The 18,710-nt window shown below is 44.6% G+C and carries 17 protein-coding genes and 2 tRNA genes; all 19 read right to left on the bottom strand.

Annotation, left to right across the window (positions count from 1 at the left end; genetic code table 11):
• Nucleotides 1–266: 266 nt before the first annotated feature.
• Entirely contained in the window at nt 267–1,244 is a 978-nt protein-coding gene (locus KKC1_RS06165) for a biotin--[acetyl-CoA-carboxylase] ligase (protein WP_088553615.1), read from the bottom strand.
• Nucleotides 1,245–1,408: 164 nt separating this feature from the next.
• Nucleotides 1,409–1,798 (bottom strand): aspartate 1-decarboxylase, encoded by a 390-nt coding sequence (gene panD, locus KKC1_RS06170; protein ID WP_088553616.1) that lies wholly within the window; start codon nt 1,796–1,798, stop codon nt 1,409–1,411.
• Nucleotides 1,799–1,800: 2 nt separating this feature from the next.
• A complete protein-coding gene (gene panC / locus KKC1_RS06175; protein ID WP_088553617.1) occupies nt 1,801–2,649 on the bottom strand; it encodes a pantoate--beta-alanine ligase in 849 nt (282 codons plus the stop codon).
• Between the two features lie 169 nt (nt 2,650–2,818).
• Nucleotides 2,819–3,325, bottom strand: coding sequence for a 2-amino-4-hydroxy-6-hydroxymethyldihydropteridine diphosphokinase (gene folK / locus KKC1_RS06180; RefSeq protein WP_088553618.1), 507 nt, complete (start codon nt 3,323–3,325; stop codon nt 2,819–2,821).
• Entirely contained in the window at nt 3,325–3,690 is a 366-nt protein-coding gene (folB, locus tag KKC1_RS06185) for a dihydroneopterin aldolase (protein ID WP_088553619.1), read from the bottom strand. Before folB ends, folK begins: the two co-directional genes overlap by 1 nt.
• Nucleotides 3,691–3,703: 13 nt before the next feature.
• The gene (gene folP, locus KKC1_RS17170; RefSeq protein WP_088553620.1) at nt 3,704–4,897 is read right to left on the bottom strand and encodes a dihydropteroate synthase; all 1,194 of its coding nucleotides are present in this window, start codon (nt 4,895–4,897) and stop codon (nt 3,704–3,706) included.
• Nucleotides 4,898–4,919: 22 nt separating this feature from the next.
• Complete coding sequence (locus tag KKC1_RS06195; protein WP_202819964.1) at nt 4,920–5,432, bottom strand: HD domain-containing protein; 513 nt, start codon at nt 5,430–5,432, stop codon at nt 4,920–4,922.
• Nucleotides 5,433–5,561: 129 nt separating this feature from the next.
• Nucleotides 5,562–7,322, bottom strand: coding sequence for a formate--tetrahydrofolate ligase (locus KKC1_RS06200; protein WP_088553621.1), 1,761 nt, complete (start codon nt 7,320–7,322; stop codon nt 5,562–5,564).
• 220 nt (nt 7,323–7,542) lie between these two features.
• Nucleotides 7,543–7,899 carry a hypothetical protein gene (locus KKC1_RS06205; RefSeq protein WP_088553622.1) on the bottom strand — a complete coding sequence of 119 codons (357 nt, stop codon included), beginning with the start codon at nt 7,897–7,899 and terminating at the stop codon, nt 7,543–7,545.
• Nucleotides 7,900–7,994: 95 nt separating this feature from the next.
• Nucleotides 7,995–8,495, bottom strand: a complete 501-nt coding sequence (locus KKC1_RS06210) for an ECF transporter S component (protein ID WP_088553623.1) — start codon at nt 8,493–8,495, stop codon at nt 7,995–7,997.
• Between the two features lie 56 nt (nt 8,496–8,551).
• Nucleotides 8,552–9,088, bottom strand: a complete 537-nt coding sequence (locus tag KKC1_RS06215; RefSeq protein WP_088553624.1) for a transcription repressor NadR — start codon at nt 9,086–9,088, stop codon at nt 8,552–8,554.
• Nucleotides 9,089–9,104: 16 nt separating this feature from the next.
• On the bottom strand, nt 9,105–9,503 hold the full coding sequence (locus KKC1_RS06220; RefSeq protein WP_088553625.1) for a thioesterase family protein: 399 nt from the start codon (nt 9,501–9,503) through the stop codon (nt 9,105–9,107).
• 132 nt (nt 9,504–9,635) lie between these two features.
• The gene (ndk, locus tag KKC1_RS06225; protein WP_088553626.1) at nt 9,636–10,091 is read right to left on the bottom strand and encodes a nucleoside-diphosphate kinase; all 456 of its coding nucleotides are present in this window, start codon (nt 10,089–10,091) and stop codon (nt 9,636–9,638) included.
• Nucleotides 10,092–10,120: 29 nt separating this feature from the next.
• Nucleotides 10,121–12,049, bottom strand: a complete 1,929-nt coding sequence (gene ftsH, locus KKC1_RS06230; protein ID WP_088553627.1) for an ATP-dependent zinc metalloprotease FtsH — start codon at nt 12,047–12,049, stop codon at nt 10,121–10,123.
• Nucleotides 12,050–12,135: 86 nt separating this feature from the next.
• A complete protein-coding gene (tilS, locus tag KKC1_RS06235; RefSeq protein ID WP_088553628.1) occupies nt 12,136–13,533 on the bottom strand; it encodes a tRNA lysidine(34) synthetase TilS in 1,398 nt (465 codons plus the stop codon).
• 136 nt (nt 13,534–13,669) lie between these two features.
• A complete protein-coding gene (gene spoIIE, locus KKC1_RS06240; protein ID WP_088553629.1) occupies nt 13,670–16,102 on the bottom strand; it encodes a stage II sporulation protein E in 2,433 nt (810 codons plus the stop codon).
• A 155-nt stretch (nt 16,103–16,257) separates the two neighbouring features.
• Nucleotides 16,258–16,333: transfer RNA gene (locus KKC1_RS06245), tRNA-Glu, on the bottom strand.
• A 103-nt stretch (nt 16,334–16,436) separates the two neighbouring features.
• Nucleotides 16,437–16,513: transfer RNA gene (locus KKC1_RS06250), tRNA-Met, on the bottom strand.
• A 127-nt stretch (nt 16,514–16,640) separates the two neighbouring features.
• Nucleotides 16,641–18,614, bottom strand: a complete 1,974-nt coding sequence (locus tag KKC1_RS06255; RefSeq protein WP_088553630.1) for a diguanylate cyclase — start codon at nt 18,612–18,614, stop codon at nt 16,641–16,643.
• Nucleotides 18,615–18,710: the final 96 nt, after the last annotated feature.

The raw sequence follows: 18,710 nt of genomic DNA on the forward strand, positions 1-18,710 counted from the left end.
CAGGATTATATATTCTTGCCCAGTGTTTCTTCTTTGCAATGTCCACTCCTACGATAATGACGTCACCTGTAACCGACGCTTTTTTCTCAGCCTTCTTCATGCTCTTTCGACCTCCTGGTAAGTTTTGTTAGGTTGTTTCTCCTTTACTTTTACCAGGAGGTTTTTTATTTGGCAACTCTTATCTCACTTTATTACAGGAATGCTTATACAATTTCGTCAACCCATAAATTGTTTTCGGTTGACCATTGTCGCAAAAAGAAATAGCGTTAGTTCAAATGCTTTCGGAGAGATACTTCCCCTCCATAAAAAACTTTAGTTCCTTCTTTCGTTTCTACTACCAGCCCCCCATCCTCAGTTATATCTACGGCAAGACCGGAGTATACGGAGGTTAAAGTATTCACCTGAACCTGTTGCCCCAGAGTCGTGTTCATCTCTTTCCACATACTTCTGATAGGAGAAAAACCATGTTCCCGAAAAAGATTATATAGGCTTTCAAATTCGCCAAAGAGTTTTCTGACAAGATTGACCCGAGATATCTTCTTGTTTAACAAAATACGCAAAGAAGTAGCTTTATCTCGAATTTCCTCGGGAAAATCCTGAACTTCTAAATTCGCGTTCAAACCGATTCCGACTACCACATATTCGACAACGTCCATATCAGCTTTCATTTCTGTAAGGATACCGCATACCTTTTTCCCTCGGACTAAAATATCATTAGGCCACTTAATAAGCGCCTCCAACCCGCAAAAATTTTTGATCGCCTTGGCAACAGCCACCGCCGCCAGCAAGGTGATGGACGGGGCAGCATCAGTAGCCACCCGCGGCCTTAAGATTATACTGAGCCATATACCTTTTCCATAGGGTGACTCCCAACGACGACCCAATCTCCCCCGACCTTCCGTCTGTTTTTCAGCAATTACCACCGTTCCTTCTCTTTCTCCGCGTTCAGCCAATTGCTTGGCTACTGTATTCGTAGATCCAACCTCGTGATAGTGAACAATATTACGGCCAATACAGCTAGTGCTTAAACCGGCCCGCAATTCTTCCGGGTAAAGAAAATCGGGGACCTCTTGCAGGCAATACCCCCGTCTTGGCTGAGCCTCTATGCGATACCCTTCCTGCTGTAAAGTCTTAATATGCTTCCATACAGCGGTTCGGGTGATACCTAGCCGCTCACTGAGTTCCTGCCCTGATATAAATGTTCCTCGATGGTGGCGCAATATTTCTAACACCGCTTCTTTCATACCGCTACACCAACCTTGCTCTCATTTTACTTAACAACCGGCTTTTAGTCAACCATTTTTGTGTCGGTGGTTAACATAAAACAAAAAAATGAAAGGTTACGCGACACAAATTTTATGGCGACCGGCATTCTTTCCCTCTATTTTCCTGTAAAAAGTTTGAAGTTTTATTCTTTTACAACTGTCTCCGGGAACTCTTCTTTTAATATTTTTTGAATTTTGTTATTCTCATCCAGTAAAACAACTTTTGACTGGAACTGTGATAATTCTTTTTCCTCAATTAATGCGTAGGAGATTATAATTACGACATCTCCTGGTTGAACTAACCTGGCCGCCGCACCGTTAAGACAAATGACACCGCTGTTGGCTTCTCCGGGAATAGCATAGGTCTCAAATCTAGCGCCATTGTTGTTATTAACTATTTGAACTTTTTCATTAGGAAGAATGTCTGCCGCTTCCATAAGAGCTCGATCAATAGTTATACTTCCCACATAATTTAAATCCGCCCCGGTAACTCTCGCCCGGTGAATTTTAGACTTCATCATATTTCTGAACAATGTTACTGCACCTCCACTATTTCATTATCGATCAGTCGTGTTTTTCCGATGAAAACGGCGAGCGCAATTAATATCTTTCCTTCAATTTTCTCTACTTGCGCCAAATCGTCCGCCCGACGAATTTCTACATAGTCAATCTTCGCTAAAGGTTCGGCATTAATTTCTTGTTTTACCCTCTCCACCACAGCCGCAACGCTTCTCTCTCCTGCTTCAATCAAATTTTTTGCCAATTGGAGAGAGCGGTATAAAACGGTAGCGCTTTTCCGCTGTTCCGGTGTCAGATATACATTTCGGGAACTCATAGCAAGTCCGTCGGCTTCCCTTACGGTAGGTAATACAATCACCTCAAGAGGCATATTTAGATCAGCAACCATTTTCCTGATGACCATAGCCTGTTGAGCATCTTTCTGGCCAAAATAAGCTTTGTCAGGTTGTACGATATTAAATAATTTGGTAACAACCGTAGTTACCCCCCGGAAGTGACCTGGCCGCGAGCGCCCGCACAATCCTTCCGTTAAATTCTCCACTTCAACAAAAGTAGAGTATCCTTCCGGGTACATTTCTCTTACAGCAGGAGCAAAAATCACATCTACCCCTACCTTTTCTGCCAGTTTAGAATCCCTATCAATATCTCTCGGGTATTCCTCGTAATCTTCCCCGGCCCCAAACTGAATAGGATTGACAAATATACTAACCACAACCACATCGCAATCTTTCCGGGCCTGACGCATTAGAGAAAGATGCCCTTCATGGAAATAGCCCATAGTAGGTACAAAGCCTATTGTTTTTCCTTTTTTCCTACAAGGCTCCAGATACTCCCGCAAGCCTGAAATGCTATTTATTACTCGCATGCCAGGTTCCTCCTAACAAAAAAACATAACCTTCCGGACACAAAGCCGGAAGGCCCTGTTTCTTCTTTTACCTTCCGTCTCGGTCCTTTTGGCTCCAAGCGGAAACTCTACTCAAAGAAATCCTGTATCTAAACCGGTTTGGCTCCCGAAGGATGCCAACCTTGTACCCTTATATTTTATCATGCTTAAGATTTATTGGCAATACCTGTTGTTCTGAAAATTCTAATTTTTCTATTAGTTCTTCCACTTGTTCTCCCGTAGGTAAGGTCAACCGAGAATTCAGCTCTCTTAAGGGTACCAGAACAAAGCTACGCTCCTTCAGTCTAGGGTGAGGAATAACTAAATCTTCCGTATTAATAATCTGATCCCCAAAGAGCAAAATATCTATATCTACCGTTCTAGGCCCCCATCTTTCTCTTCTTTGTCGGCCCAATTTCTGTTCAATTTCATTGACGACTTTTAGCAATTGTTCAGGTTTTAAAGTTGTATATATCTCTATTACACCATTGATAAACCAGGGTTGGTCTTCTTTGCCTACCGGCGAGCTCAAATACCATTTGGATCGTCCAACTACTTCTATCTCCGGGTGTTCATCCAAAAGCTGAATGGCACGCGCCAAATTTTCCTTGACCGGGCCTACGTTACCTCCCAACCCCAAGTATACTCTTTCCTTCATTAATTTTCCCCGCCTCTAACAATTTCTACCGCCATACTTTTGAATTTTCCCGGGATGGGAGCAAAAGGTTTCTTGACACGCACAACCACTTTTTCAACTTTCTCCTGCTGTAAAAGCGCAACGGCAATCCTATCGGCAAGAGTCTCAATCAAGTTATATCTTTCTTCTTCTACAATCCTCCGGACGGTTTCGTAGGCCTCGGCATAATTAACCGTATCCCTGAGGTCATCACTGGCCGCCGCCCGAAGGGTATTGCAGTATAACTCTACATCTACGCAAAATGTTTGCCCTCGCCGGGCCTCCTCTTCCAGCACCCCATGAAAACCGTAAAATTCCATGCCCTCCAAGATAATCTTGTCCTTCAACCCACTTCCCCTCTCACCGTCTAATCATGGCATCAGTCATACGGGCCACTCTTACCATCTCTTTAACATCATGAACCCGGACAATATCTACTCCCTGCATTATTCCTACCGCTACGGTAGCAGCCGTACCCTCTAAGCGTTCTTCTACAGGTAGTCCCAAAGTGTTTCCAATCATAGATTTTCGGGAGGTCCCCAGCAAAATGGGTTTCCCTAGGCTTTTAAGCTCTCCCAACCGTTTCATAACTTCCAAGTTCTGGTCCGTATTTTTGCCAAAACCGATACCGGGGTCAATGATAATCTTATCTGGAGCCACTCCTTTTGCCTTCGCTAGATCAATGCTCTCTTTAAGCGCTCTAACGATATCTCCCATAAGATCCCGGTATTCAGTACCTTTTTGGTTATGCATGACCACGACTGGAACATCGTACTCTGCAACCACTTCTGCCATAGCCGGGTCAGCCTTTAAGCCCCACACATCGTTGATAATATGGGCTCCCCGTTCCAGCGCCGCCCGGGCTGTTTCTGCTTTATAAGTATCTACCGAAATGGGAACTTCCAATTCTTGCACCAGTCTTTCTAAGACCGGTAGAACCCGGTTCATTTCTTCTTCAGCCGGAACATAGGAAGCACCCGGGCGGGTAGATTCCCCTCCCAGGTCTATTATATCGGCTCCTTCCTCTACCATAAGGCGGGCGCGCTCTACCGCCGCCTCTAAAGTATTATACTTTCCCCCGTCGGAAAATGAATCAGGGGTCACGTTAAGGATACCCATAATCAAAGTCCGCTCTCCCAAGAGCAGGGATTTGTCCCGGCACCGCAATACTGATGTTTTCCTAGGTTCTACATTTTTTAGCACTAATTCGATTTCTTCCGCCAACTTTGGCAAACCAAACGGTTGCATCCGCAGCTTGTATATTAGTTGCTCAAACTGCTTTAGCGTCCCCATTAAAAGCACATCAGTCTTATCTATTGAATTGTCGACAGCCCCACGACTTAAAGCAGCTTCTCCACCTCGAGATAACATTTCCTGTTTGATAATATTAGCCGCCTTTATAGGAACGTCACTAACCTTAACCAGGCGAAAAACCGCCTTAGGGCTCATCAATTTAATCCCGCCTGCATCAGCTCCTACTGCTTTTATGGCCCCTTTCGCTTCCTCAAGGTCGTCAACCCGTAAGACCCGTACGTTATAAGTACTCAGATCCATCACTCCCCTTTTCCCTTCCGTATCAATACTCTAATCTATATTTATCCCGGTTAAATTTATAGCACTCATTCTGGGCAGAACACTGGTAACATGATCGTGAAAAACTATCGGCTTGGTGGAGACGTTCCCCTAATAAAGAAAGGTGTTTGCTCTTGCCCCGGTGCTCCATGATAGCCTGACAAATGACCTCAATCTCCCGGGAAGTATAACCACTCTCCTGCAGAATCTCTTTTGCATAACGAGCACTTAAACGGGCATGATCTTCCCCCGTTTCGTATGCCTTCCAACGACCGATGTCGTGGAGCAAACCGGCTGCGTAGACCAACTCTTTAACTTTTTCCCTGGGTATACCTGCCCGGCAAGCCAGCATATCTATCTCATCGTTTTCCAATAGGAGAATATAACTTATGCGGGCTGTACTTAAAAAATGATCCAGGTTATGGCGACAAAATGGCCGCCCTTTCTCTTTAAAGTCAATTCGCTGTATATAATCGTTATACAGAGGATTTTCTAATATAGCCATTACTCGGTTCACTTTTGCGGGAACTCCTTCATAGTTCTAGTATTGTATTTGACAGTAACTTTTAATCTCCTGCCCAAATTTAGCTCGCCGGAAAACCTAGCAAAAAAATCAGGGAGGTCATCCTCCCTGATTGACAATGCTTTAAAACAGCCCCATTACCTTGCCGGTATTGACATCTATATCGATTCTGCGGAAAGCCGGATCGGAGCCGGTACCTGGCATCAAGCTGATGTCGCCAGCAACCGGGCAGAGGAACTTGGCTCCACCGTAAACCAGAACATCACGAATCGGCAGAACCCAACCTTTAGGTACACCCTTCAAAGTAGGATCATGCGAGAGACTAAGGTGGGTCTTCACCATCATAGTTTGGAAATCTCTATAAGCAGGATCGGATTCAAACATCTTAGCTTTTTCCTCGGCCTGCGGCGTCCAGGATACTCCATCAGCACCATAGACCTCTTTGGCGATAATCTCAACCCGTTGACGCAAAGGCATATCCAGCGGGTAGAGATACTTGAAGTCAACCGGGTCGTTGCAGGCATCGATAACCGCGTCGGCCAGTTCTAAGGCACCTTCGCCACCCTTGAGCCAGTGTTCGGAAACCGCGCACCGAGCTCCGGTCTGCTCTACCAACCGGCGTACAAGTTTGATTTCTTCCTCGGTATCAGTATAGAAGCTGTTAATGCAAACCACCGGGTTTACACCGGACTTCTTAACTATGTTGATATGATGTAACAGGTTTTCAATACCTTTTTCGACCAGTTCCAGGTTCTCCTTCGTGTATTCTTCAGGCAGAGGACGTCCCGGCACAACTTTTGGTCCGCCTCCATGCATCTTTAGAGCCCTGATAGTAGCCACAATTACCGAAACATTGGGTACGAGGCCGCTTAAACGGCATTTTACGTTCCAGAATTTCTCGAAACCGATGTCGGCAGCGAAACCACTCTCCGTCACGTGATAATCCCACATCTTCAAACCTACGCGGTCACCAATGATCGAAGACTGACCTACGGCGATGTTGGCAAACGGTCCTGCATGGACCAAACAGGGCTGATGTTCGACCGTACAGCAAAGGGTCGGGTTGATGGTGTTTCTCATCCAGGCAGCCATGGCACCGTCAACTTCCAGGTCCGCGGTCGTGACCGGATTACCCTTCTTATCGTACGCCACAATAATTTTACCCAACCGCTCTCTAAGGTCTTTAAGATCGGTGGCGATGGAAAGGATGGCCATTAACTCAGAACTTACCGAAATCCCAAACTTAGAGGCCATCATAAAGCCGTCCTTCTTACCGCCAATACCTATAATGATATTACGCAACGCTTGGGCGGCAAAATCAATTACCCATCCCATTTCAACCCTCTTAGGATCAATGTCAAGTCGCTTCAGGTTGCGTTTGGCCAGTTCTTCATCGTCATAATTAGCTTCGTGCTGCATCCGAGCCGTTAAAGCTACCATAGCCAAGTTATGAGCATTTGTAATATCGTTAATATCGCCGGTAAGACCGAGTGAAAACTCGGTCATGGGAATCAGAAGAGCATTACCGCCTCCCGCGGCCGTCCCTTTAATATTCATAGTGGGACCACCTGAAGGCTGGCGGATACAACCCCCCACATTTTTACCTCTTTTGCCCAAACCTTCTATAATTCCCATCGTGGTGGTCGTCTTGCCTTCGCCCAGAGGAGTAGGAGTGATCGCCGTAACTTCAATGAATTTACCATTAGGCCTGTCCTTAAGGCGATTCATTATCTTAAGGAAATCCAATTTGGCGATTCTTCCGTAAGGAATAATCTCGTCTTTTTCAAGCCCTAATTTCTCCCGCCATTCTTCGGGAGTAGGCATTGTTTTCTCGGCTTCTTCGGCAATCTGCCAGTCTTTCATCTTGGTAGGATCGTACGGCATTCGATATCCTCTCCTTTCTAACTTTTTAGGTTACCCTTATTTCTAGGCGTACACAACCATTTAATTTTTTAAAAACCTATGCAGCCCCCCTTTCTAAGTAAAATTTAAAATCTATACCAGCCAGAATTCCCGCCACATCTATGTTGCAAATTATCACAACAGTTAAAAAATTCTTCCTTCAGCTAAAATTTCCTTCCTAACGGAAAAATTTTTAACCACATTACCCTGAACAGTTAGCCAATTCAACAATTTGTTCTTCCAAGCTCAAGCATTCTTCAACTACACGAAGCAACATGGAAAGGGGTACAGGACCCCGCAGAAAGCTATTTTCAACTTCTATTCCAAACTGGCGCGCTCCCATAATCACCAAATGGCGAAGTTGACGTAGACTTACTTTTTGAACATCTTTAACCTCGGCCAAAACCTGAACACAAGAAGAACCTTCTATCGGCTCAGCCGTAGCCTTGACGTTATCCCTTCCTAAATAGTCCTCTATCAAAAGACAAATCCTCCTGCCGATACGTAGGTCGTTAGTTCTTACTTTGGTACCAAAATAAACGTTAGGAGAATTTTCCATAATCCACCACCTCGCTTATTAGAAATATATTCCTTAATTTTAATAATTTTCCTCACGAAGATAAAAAAACTGTGCCAAAAACGGCACAATCTGCTCTACCTCACCCTGCTCGAGAGGCCTAAAGGTTTGGCTATGGGTAGAACTAATATGCCTAGCGTTATGACACTATCTATGGCGTGATGGAGGGCAGTCCCTATTCCTACCCCCACTAAACCTTGGTAAAGGGTAAAACCGAAAGGAAGAACAATTATAGCCTCTAGAAGCGCATGGAGCGGTAAAGTCCAAATCAATGCCGAGTAAAGAGGCCGTCCTTTTTGAACCATCTTGGCACCTGCGTAGCCAACAAAGGTATGCATAAATGCCCGTGCCGCAATAGCAGGCATACCTAGTTTAATCAAAAACCCAAGAGCGGATCCAATCCCTACCATAACAGCTACTCCAGGACTTACAATCATGGCAATCATCATTGGAACATGGGAAGCCAATGTGGCCGAAAACGGGGGAATAACAATCCCTAATACCCCTCCAAAGGCCAGCGGAATTACTAACGCTAAGCCGGTCAAAAGCCCCCCTAAAACTATTTCCTTAGTTTTCATAAAGCACCCCTCCTGTATATACTTGTGTCTTGTCAGTAGCTTCAAAAAAATATATATTATGAAAAATTATCTTCTATCCGGTTCAAGAGGATCCCCTCCTCGGCTAAAGCTTCCTCTATTCGTTCAAAAACTTCGACCGACGGCGCTTCGACCGTGTGAAGGTGAATTCCGTAAGTCAGGGCCGAAAGCAGTCGCGCCTTACTTTGCCTAAAATTATATAAGAATTCTTCTATATCGCTGCGGGAATCCAGCATCAACATCCCCTTAAGTTCGCCGTATAAAGGGTGTTCCACAATTACGTCCAGCACTTTCCCGCCGCAATCCACCATAATCTGCAGTTCTCGTTCCAACTTATCTTCAGTATGCCGACATGCGAAAGTCCTGGTGAGTTTATTCTGGGCAAAAACGTCGGGTATTAGATAACCCTGAGGAGTAGCAATAATGGTTTGCCCTGCAGCTCGCAATATAGCTATATCCTGGACGATCACCTGGCGGCTCACGGAAAATCGTTGGGCCAGTTCCGAACCGGTAATAGGCTCCGACGACTGTTTCAATAACTCCAGTATGTTTTTCCGCCGGGTTTCAGCATCCATGAAAATAATTCCTCCATTACCCTTTAACTTTTTTATCTGCTCTAGACAAAAAGCGTTCTAAGTCAACGATAAAGCGCTCATGCGTTCCTTCTCCTATTTTCTCCTTACTATCAAAAGCTTCAACACGAAATACTAATTTCCTGTTTTCGATTTGAATCAATTCAGACCTGGCCGTTACAGTTAATCCAATGGGAGTAGCTGCCAGGTGGCGAACATTTAAAGCTGTACCTACAGTAGTCTGCCCCTCCGGCAAAAGAGGATCTACACTGCTTAAAGCAGCCTTTTCCATCAGTCCTATCATGGCCGGAGTGGCATAAACCTCCACGCTACCACTGCCGTATTTTATCGCTGTATTGTTGCTGGTAACTACTTCTTTAGCTTCCCCTTTTAGCCCCACTTTTAAATTTTCGCTCATTTTTATCTTCTCCTTTCAAAGTTTTATTCATTATTATAAGAAAATTTATTTAAAAATTCAATCAATTTTACTGGCTTAAACTGTGACTTAAAAAGCAGTCCTTTATGCGAGGACTGCCTTTCCGTTAGTTTCTTATTCATATTCATAGATCCATTTTTCGGTGACCTTTTCATAATTCAACAATTCTTCTTCCTTGAAGTAGATTGATATTTCTCGTTGCGCACTCTCTACAGAGTCTGCTCCATGGATTACATTACGCCCAATATCCAAAGCATAATCCCCACGAATGGTACCGGGAGCAGCCTCTGCAGGGTTAGTGGCCCCATTCATTTTTCTCACTCCCGCTACTACATCTTTCCCCTCGAGAACCATAACCACTACCGGACCGGAAGTAATATAGTCAATCAAACTCTCAAAAAAGGGTTTGCCTCGGTGTTCTTCATAATGCCGTTCGGCCAGATCACGCGTTACTTGCATCAACTTCATGGCAACGATTCGGTAGCCTTTATCCTCAAACCGGGAAATAATTTTCCCTATTAAATTTCTTTGAACCCCGTCTGGTTTAATCATCACAAAAGTCCTTTCCATCTTTTATACCTCCCGCTCATTTATCCAATTTATTCTGTATAGCTAAAACTAATAACAGGACCAGGACTGAAGTTGGAGTTCTTTTCCTTATTTTCGTTCCCGGTCTCCTGCCGGTCCTCTGAAATATCCTCCTGCAACTTTGTTTCTGTTTCCCCTTTATCAAATTGTTCTAAGAGTTTTTGGAACTCTTCCGCTTCTAATGTTTCTTTTTGCATTAAAGTTTTGGCTACCAAGTGCAATTTATCAATATTCTCCTTGAGCAATTTCTCAGCACGATTATAACACTCGTCCATAATGCGTCGAGCTTCTTTATCGATAGAGAAGGCCACCGCTTCACTGTAATTTCGATCCCGGGCAATATCCCTCCCTAAAAATACTTGTTCTTGACGTCGTCCAAAAGTTAAAGGTCCTAATTCTTCCGACATACCAAACTCCGTAATTAATTTCCGGACCAGTTCCGTGGCTCGTTCTAAATCATTTTGGGCTCCCGTACTGACTTCTTTCAATACCAAAGCTTCTGCCACCCGGCCGCCCAACAACATGGTAACCTGATCTAAAATTTGGGATTTAGTCATATACCGCCGGTCTTCTTTAGGTAGCAAAAGCGTATAGCCTCCCGCCCGGCCGCGAGGAATTATAGATACCTTGTGCAAGGGATCGGTATGGGGCAGATAGTGCCCCAACAATGCGTGCCCGGCTTCGTGGTAAGCAACAAGTTTCTTTTCATAATCGCTAATGACTCTCGACCTCTTCTCCGGCCCGGCAATTACTCTTTCTATGGAATCCTCCAGTTCTTCCATTCCTATCTTGCGCTTACCCCGCCGCGCAGCCAAAAGAGCAGCTTCATTAACCAAGTTGGCTAAATCAGCTCCGGTAAACCCAGGAGTACGGCGAGCCAGTACATCTAAATCTACATCGTCGGCCAAGGGTTTATTCTTAACGTGTACTTTTAGTATCTCCTTGCGACCTGTAACGTCCGGAACATCCACCACAATCTGTCGGTCAAAGCGCCCCGGTCTAAGCAACGCCGGATCCAAGATATCCGGACGGTTGGTAGCCGCAATAATGATGATTCCTTCATTAGCATTAAAACCATCCATCTCTACCAGCAATTGATTCAGCGTCTGCTCTCTTTCGTCATGTCCTCCGCCTAGGCCGGCACCCCTCTGGCGCCCCACAGCATCGATTTCGTCTATAAATACAATGCAGGGAGCGTTCTTTTTGGCCTGTTCAAAAAGATCTCGCACCCGGGAAGCGCCAACCCCGACAAACATTTCCACAAAATCAGAACCACTTATGCTGAAAAAAGGGACCCCAGCTTCGCCGGCCACTGCTCGGGCCAGTAAAGTTTTTCCCGTTCCGGGCGGACCATATAACAATACTCCTTTGGGAATCCGAGCTCCTAATTCATTGAATTTTCTAGGGTTCTTCAGGAATTCTACTACCTCTTGCAATTCTTCTTTTACTTCATCGATACCAGCCACATCGGCAAAAGTCACCTTGTTCTTATCCTCCGTGTGCAAACGGGCCCGGCTTTTGCCGAACTGCATAACCCGGCTACCGCCTCCCTGGGTCTGTTGCATCATAAAAAATATCAGACCTACTAAAAGCAAAACCGGTAGAATGGTCCCCAGCAGGTTAGTCCACCAAGGGGGTTCCGGGGCAGCCTGAGGGATAACTTTAACACCGTTCATGGCCAAAAAATCAGTCAGGCCAGGCTCTTTTGGTGCATCCAATACAAAAGATTTGTCGTTTTTAAGAAGACCGGAAATACGGTAAATATCTCTTTCTATGATAATATTTACTTCTTTTACCTGGCCTTGCTGCACCAATCGCTTAAAGGTGGTATAGTCCAGAGTTTCCGCTTCTTTGTGTACTGGCGTGGTCCATTTAAAGATGGATACGGCTATTAGAACAATTAGAATATATATTGCTAAATTCTTGAATATTCGATTCAATCAATACCCTCCTCTCAAAATTCAGCAAGCTTATCTCATAACTTAATATTGTACCATAGTTTATACTTATTTTCAAATAATTTTACTTATTCGTTCCAACCTTCCGCAGGAAGAACCGCCAACCGCAGTGCCCGCTTGCTCTGGGGTGTAATTTTATAAGGTTCAGCAATTCTAAAACCGGCAACCCACACAATTCTGTCCCGGCAATCACAAATAATGGGGATCCGGTTTCTTTCCACGACCGGTACCTTCAGATCAATAAAAAAATCTTTGAGTTTCTTGCTTCCGTTTAAACCAAGCGGTTGAAACCGATCCCCCGGTTTACGCTGCCGAGCGTACAGGGGTAGACTCATTTTGTCGTAATCCAAGAAAGCAATGGTTTTATCAGTCGGAAACTTCTTCGGAACTTCTACTATCTGAGCTTCAATCCTAAGGCCCAGTTCTTCGATGGTTGTAATTCCTGGAATGCGCAGCACATAGTGGAAAAAAGGAATTGTCTTCTGCGCCATGAAAAAAGTTAATGAAAAAACTCGATAAGATCTCTCTACCCAAACCGTACCGGGCAGCTTAAGTTTTTCTCCAACATGACCCCGCTCTGCCAATTTAAGCACAGATTCCACATGGTCATAGGCTAGGCCTGTTTTTGTTCCCGTCAACCGGTCGTAAGCTTTCCGAACTATTCTTCTTTTTAAAGCCCGATGGAGTTTTGAAAATTCAGCTAGACTAAATATTACTTCTTCTGAACTTTCCTTTTCCACTACTCTAGACCATATTTCGTCTACCGCTTGGTCTATTAAATCGTTTTCTTCCCTTAAAACGTCAGCCATCCTAAAAAGGGCTTGGGTAATTTGCGGATTAAACTCTTTAAGTAGAGGAATGAGCTGTAGACGAATCTTGTTGCGTAAATAAATCGTTTTTTTATTAGAAGGGTCCTGTCGAAAAGGAATGTTGTGCTCTTGGCAGTACTGCTCTATTTCTCGCCGGGAAACTTCAAACAAAGGCCGGATAATCTTCCCCCTTTTGGGAGACATACCGCTAAGCCCTTCCAATCCCCCACCCCGTAACAAATTCATCAGTACCGTTTCGGCCTGATCATCGGCATGATGCCCTACAGCAATAATCCGGGCATTTACCCGGGCGGCAACATTATAGAGAAATTCATAGCGTACCTGACGGGCCGCCTCCTGCGCAGACATTCCGCTGGAGGCCACTAACGAAGGAACGTCATATTCCTCAACCCAAACAGGAACCCCCCATTTTTTCCCTATGGTCTCTACAAACCTGGCATCTTCCTTAGCTTCTTCTCCTCTAAACATATGGTTCAGGTGGGCGGCATAAAGCTTTAGCCGGTATTCTCGCTGCAGAAGCAATAATACGTGGAGTAACGCCATGGAATCGGGACCACCTGAAACTCCTACTACTATATGGTCATGAGGATGGATTAATTGATATTTTAAAACAGTATCACGAACCTTATCCAGCATTATCCTCCGCCTCAAATAGTACAGCTTGTTCCAAGATTCGCCATAAAAGTTAGTTTTCCTGCACCACCTGTAAGTTTTGCCATTTTAAAATATTTTAATAATAGTAATTAAAAAAAGAGAGTGTCTCAGACACCCTTTAACCACTCAACCTTTCTAAACGAGCGACTAAAATGCTCAAGTCATCCAGAGGAAATTTCCCCCCAACTGCACAAATCCTTTCCAAGATACGATTCGCTATAAGCTCTACCTTCTTATCAGTTAGGGATCGCAGCAGGTCCATAAACCATTCTACATCTAGTCCCCCTTCCATCTCTAAAACTCCATCACTGACCATTACCAGCAGGTCACCTGGTTTAAGGTGTTTGGTTACTGTGCTTACCTCAACTCGATTAAAAATCCCTACAGGCAAGGAACTGGCGGCAATCATCTCTACATCGGAATTCCGACGAATAAAACAGGGAGCTGCCCCTATTTTGATAAAATCCGTCTCTCCAGTAAAAAGATTAATCGATGCCAGATCGATAGTAGCGAAGGTTTCCTCCTGTGAACGCGTAAGCAACAGAGAGTTAACCGTTTGCACTGCTATCTGAGGAGAAAATCCGACCGAAAGCAGTTGTTTCAGGAAACTAACCGCAGTATAACTTTCTCTAGCAGCAGGCGCTCCAGTGCCCATACCGTCGCTTAAGATTAATACATGCCTTCCTATCGGCAACCGTAAGGATGCATAACAGTCACCGGAAATCTTTCCCTCTTCTTTCGGTAATTGAGCATAACCGACCTTAACCGTGTAAACAGGATCAAGATGAACAGTTAGTTTACATTTTGGGTCGCCTTTTTCCAGACCGCAGTAATCCTTATCTACGATAAATCCTTGATTAAAAACCGGCTTTAAACGACCAGTGATTATTTCTTTACAATCTACCGTTGGATAAGGGCAATTAACTTTGGTTAAAAAGATTTCGAGGTTTTGGTTAGAGCCTCTTTCGATCTCCAGCCGCCCAAAATCTATTTTTTTGTCCTTCAAAGCCTCCTGCAGGGCTTTTTTCCACTCCTCCTCTCCATTTAAAAAGGTCTCCATTCCCTGCGAAAGGTGAGTAAATATAGCGGCTACACCTTCCATCTGGTTAGAAACCAAACGATGAATCTCCTTCCAGCGTTCTTGCCAGGCTTTATCTGTTTTGTAATGTTCATAAGCACAATTAACTGCTGTAACCAACTCCGGTATGTGGAGGCACTTTTTCTTGATATCTGGAGATATCTCTTCCGGCAAAACCAATCCGCGGATTTCCACCAAATTAAAAATGCCCATTATATTTTGGTACGTACCGTAAAATTCTTTGCCCCAACACCGTTCTAAGACCCCGCACCGGGCACATACCCGTTTGCTAACGTAATTCAGTAATGCGTCCAGATTTTGTTGGGTCTCCCGCCTGTAAACGGTAACTTCACTGAAAGCCCGCGATAATTCTGTAAAAATGCGGGAAAGCTCTTTTGCCTTTCTGACTACTAAGTTGCTTCGCCGCCGGTAAGACCTGAAGGCTTTCTCTTCTTCCTCCCGGTCGGGAAATACTAAACCGGCCAGATGATTTATTACTCCCTTGGGAATTAAAAACATGAGCATAGCGGCTAGAGCACTCTCTGAAAGATTGGCAATAACCGCCCCCCGGTCCGTCAGATAGCCTGCTAATAAAAGTTCTCCCAACATAAATCCAACGGCTACCCCTAGTTTTTCGTAACTTTTAAAAATACCTGCCAAGAAGCCGGAAAAAGCATATTTCCCCACCAGAAAAGGAGCGTTCACCATAGAGAGACCGGGAATCATACCCATTACTGTTCCCACTGACGCCCCCAGTCCTGGACCTCCAACCAGGGCGGAAAGAAGGATAACAAACCCGCTAACCAAACTTTGCAGCGACAACTTCCCTACCGTCAGGTTACCTACACCACCGACAATACCTATGCCAAAAATAGCAAAACAAATAATTTCCTCCGTATTTAACCGGATCAAGCCTTTACTTTTCTTAACCGCTTTAGCAACCACAATAAAGGCAGCCGTTAAACCGACAGCCAGGAACCCTTCTAAAGATATAGCCACTGCCTTATAAAGTGTAGGCTCATATAAAGCCGCTAGTACACCTCTGGCCAACATCACTACGGAACCTACAGATACAGAAGGCAAAAGCCATCCTCTTCGTTGAGCATCTAACTGGTAAAAACGATGTAATAGAGCAATTATCAGTAAAACGGCAACTGAACCCCAAAATTCCATGCCCTTTCTTATGGTGAAAATCCCAAAACAAACGCTAATCAACAACAGCCAGGGGTTTGTGCCGGTAGTACTAACAACACCAGCGTAAAAAGCGGGGCCAAAAGGAAGAAGTTCCCCCATCACTAAAGAGCGGCCAAAAAGAAAGCCCAACAACTGCAGGGCTATATTACCCCAGGTAAAAATCTTAAGCATGGCTTGTCCTGTAATACGAGAAGCTCCTCTTCCGTTCTGCCGACTCTTGCCCTGGTGTTTAGACTGGTATATTCTACGATAGGGATAAACCTCAATATCTTCTTTCACCTGACAACACACCGCCTTTTCCTATAATTAACAATCCATCTAAATTATAGTATAAAGGCGGTAAAATGTTTGTCAGGTTGAGGGAGCCATTCTCCATAATTTTCGACATTATTAACTTTCGGCACAAAATAAAAACCCCGCATCAGCGGGGATGATGGTGACCCGTAGGGGATTCGAACCCCTGTTACCGGCGTGAAAGGCCGGTGTCTTAGACCACTTGACCAACGGGCCACAGTTAGAAGCCACATGTCGGCTGTCAGTCCGGGACGCGCAGCCCTCTTCTCCGGGATGACACGCCGCCGATTTCTGACTACCGACTTTCAACTTCTGCTTCTGGTAGCGGTGGTAGGACTCGAACCTACGACACTACGGGTATGAACCGTATGCTCTAACCAGCTGAGCTACACCGCCACGTTTAGTCACAATCTTCCCGTTGCAATTCAGCAAATAAGAAACGTTGCTTCACTACTAGATTATGCCCGAAAGCAAAACAAATGTCAAGAGGCCCAATTTACAAAATAAATAGCTGGAAGGTATTTCAATCGCTGAACGCAACCACCCGGTTGCGCCCCAGGGCTTTGGCTTGATATAAAGCTTTATCAGCCCCTTGAATCAAACTTTCCAAATCATCTCTATCTACCTTATAACCAATCACACCCAGACTGACCGTTACAAAACGCTCTTCCTGGTTTAAAGCCTCGACCGTACGTCTTATTCTTTCGGCTATATTCACTGCCTCTTCTTGATTCGCTTCTATGACAATAACGGCAAATTCCTCTCCACCGTACCTGGCCGCTATATCAGTCTGCCGAATAGTATTTTTGATGCACGACGCTACTTTCTGCAGCACCCGGTCGCCGGCCAGATGTCCGTAAGTATCATTAAATTGTTTGAACTTGTCTACATCCAGCATAATTAGCGAAAGGTCTCCTCCGTACCTTTGTACCCGGTTGATCTCTCTTTCTAATAGATAGAAAAATTGTCTCCGATTTAATAAACCGGTCAAATCGTCATATTCAGCACGCCGTTTGAGCTCTTTATAAAGTTCAGCGTTTTCCATCGCCACACCAATCTGGTTCCCGATAGCCTCCAAAAACTCCAGTTCTTCCTGGTTGAATTGCCGGTTACCTTTGCCGGCTATAACCATGACGCCGATAATTTTGTTTTTTGTTCTTAAGGGGACTACACCTACAGATTTAAATTGCGCCAGCTCTTCTACCTGCTCCCCATATATAGTGAGAATTTTTTCGGACCGGACTGCCTCTCCAACGGGAAATTCTTCCACCCGATAAAATTTCTTTTTCCCCAACCAGTCTTCCGGTATATTTCCATAATAAGCGGCACGGTAAAGCTCCCGGTCATTTTTAAACTGGTAAATACATCCTGCCTCTCTCTCGGTAACTTCCATCACTTTCTGTAAAACTTTAGAAAGCTCACGCGAAAGATCTAACGTTTGATTTAATAAAGCAGAAATGCTGTTCAAAGCCATAAGACGACGATTGCGTTCCTCAAGCAATTTGCTTTTAGCCTGAACATCCTCAAATAATCGGGCATTAGTTACCGCTATGGCTACATGACCAACTATCTGTTCCAGGGCCGAAACTGCTTCCGGGCCGAAAGCATTTAACCGGCGGCTGTTGAGATTAATACTTCCAATACACTTGCCTTTCACCATTAAAGGAAAGCGGAGCGCCGAACGATAGCCTTCTTCCAGCAGTATCTCATCTTCCACGAAACGCTTTTCTGCCCGGAGATCTCCAACAACAATGGGCTTTTTATGCTCATATACCCATCCCGGCGCCGAACCCCGCCGCGGCAGTTTAACATTAGGGCCTAATTTCGTATCCTGAGCAGGCTCCAGAGCGTAAACATAAAATTGCTCTCCGGTTTCATCAAGCAGGGCCAAGCTGACCCGGTCAAAAGCAATAAGCCTCTTCAACTCTTGAGCAAAAGTGCTATATACATCCTGAAGATTTAAACTTGAGTTAATAACATTGCTAATTTTGTTGATTACCGCCAAGGTAGCGGCCTTGACCGTAATATCTTCATAAATAATAGTATTTCTGAGGGCGGCCGCCAATATCTCTGAAATTTCCTCTAACATGGATTTATAATAATCCAACTCCCTTCTTTCAGAAAAATTCACTATCTCCAGAACCCCGTACAATCTATCGCCAATTAATAAAGGAATTCCCAAATAGTTTTTCCACTGAGGGGGGATGGCGTATCCCTTTTTGCGCCAGAGATGCGTGTCATCAATTTGCAATGTCTTTCTGCTCCTCGCCACTTCCGAAGCGAGATGCGCGCTTTCCAGCCCAAGGTCCTCCCGGCAAGATTCATCAGAACCTTGCAAACAACGCAGAACTTTTCCTTTTTCCATAAACTTAAAGCAGGATACTTGCTCAGCCTTAGTCAACTGCTTTATCAGCCCAAATAGGGTAACAGCCACATCGGAACCATGCAGGCATAACAAAAGCTTACTGCAAAGCTCTTTCATGAACTCAGTACGCATCCGGTTCCCCCCTCGGCCAATACCAAGCCACTCATCCTTAAAGTGAAACTCAAAAATGTTTATTCTATTTATTTCTACGAAAACTACAATTTTCCT

Source organism: Calderihabitans maritimus (assembly GCF_002207765.1).
Classification (GTDB): domain Bacteria; phylum Bacillota; class KKC1; order Calderihabitantales; family Calderihabitantaceae; genus Calderihabitans; species Calderihabitans maritimus.

Coding starts and splice junctions, on each gene's coding strand:
- folP (WP_088553620.1), bottom strand. CDS start 4,897: ATGGATCTGAGTACTTATAACGTACGGGTCTTACGGGTTGACGACCTT.
- KKC1_RS06165 (WP_088553615.1), bottom strand. CDS start 1,244: ATGAAAGAAGCGGTGTTAGAAATATTGCGCCACCATCGAGGAACATTT.
- folK (WP_088553618.1), bottom strand. CDS start 3,325: ATGAAGGAAAGAGTATACTTGGGGTTGGGAGGTAACGTAGGCCCGGTC.
- tilS (WP_088553628.1), bottom strand. CDS start 13,533: ATGCTGGATAAGGTTCGTGATACTGTTTTAAAATATCAATTAATCCAT.
- KKC1_RS06220 (WP_088553625.1), bottom strand. CDS start 9,503: ATGAGCGAAAATTTAAAAGTGGGGCTAAAAGGGGAAGCTAAAGAAGTA.
- ndk (WP_088553626.1), bottom strand. CDS start 10,091: ATGGAAAGGACTTTTGTGATGATTAAACCAGACGGGGTTCAAAGAAAT.
- KKC1_RS06210 (WP_088553623.1), bottom strand. CDS start 8,495: ATGAAAACTAAGGAAATAGTTTTAGGGGGGCTTTTGACCGGCTTAGCG.
- panC (WP_088553617.1), bottom strand. CDS start 2,649: ATGCGAGTAATAAATAGCATTTCAGGCTTGCGGGAGTATCTGGAGCCT.
- KKC1_RS06205 (WP_088553622.1), bottom strand. CDS start 7,899: ATGGAAAATTCTCCTAACGTTTATTTTGGTACCAAAGTAAGAACTAAC.
- KKC1_RS06200 (WP_088553621.1), bottom strand. CDS start 7,322: ATGCCGTACGATCCTACCAAGATGAAAGACTGGCAGATTGCCGAAGAA.
- KKC1_RS06255 (WP_088553630.1), bottom strand. CDS start 18,614: ATGCGTACTGAGTTCATGAAAGAGCTTTGCAGTAAGCTTTTGTTATGC.
- KKC1_RS06215 (WP_088553624.1), bottom strand. CDS start 9,088: ATGGATGCTGAAACCCGGCGGAAAAACATACTGGAGTTATTGAAACAG.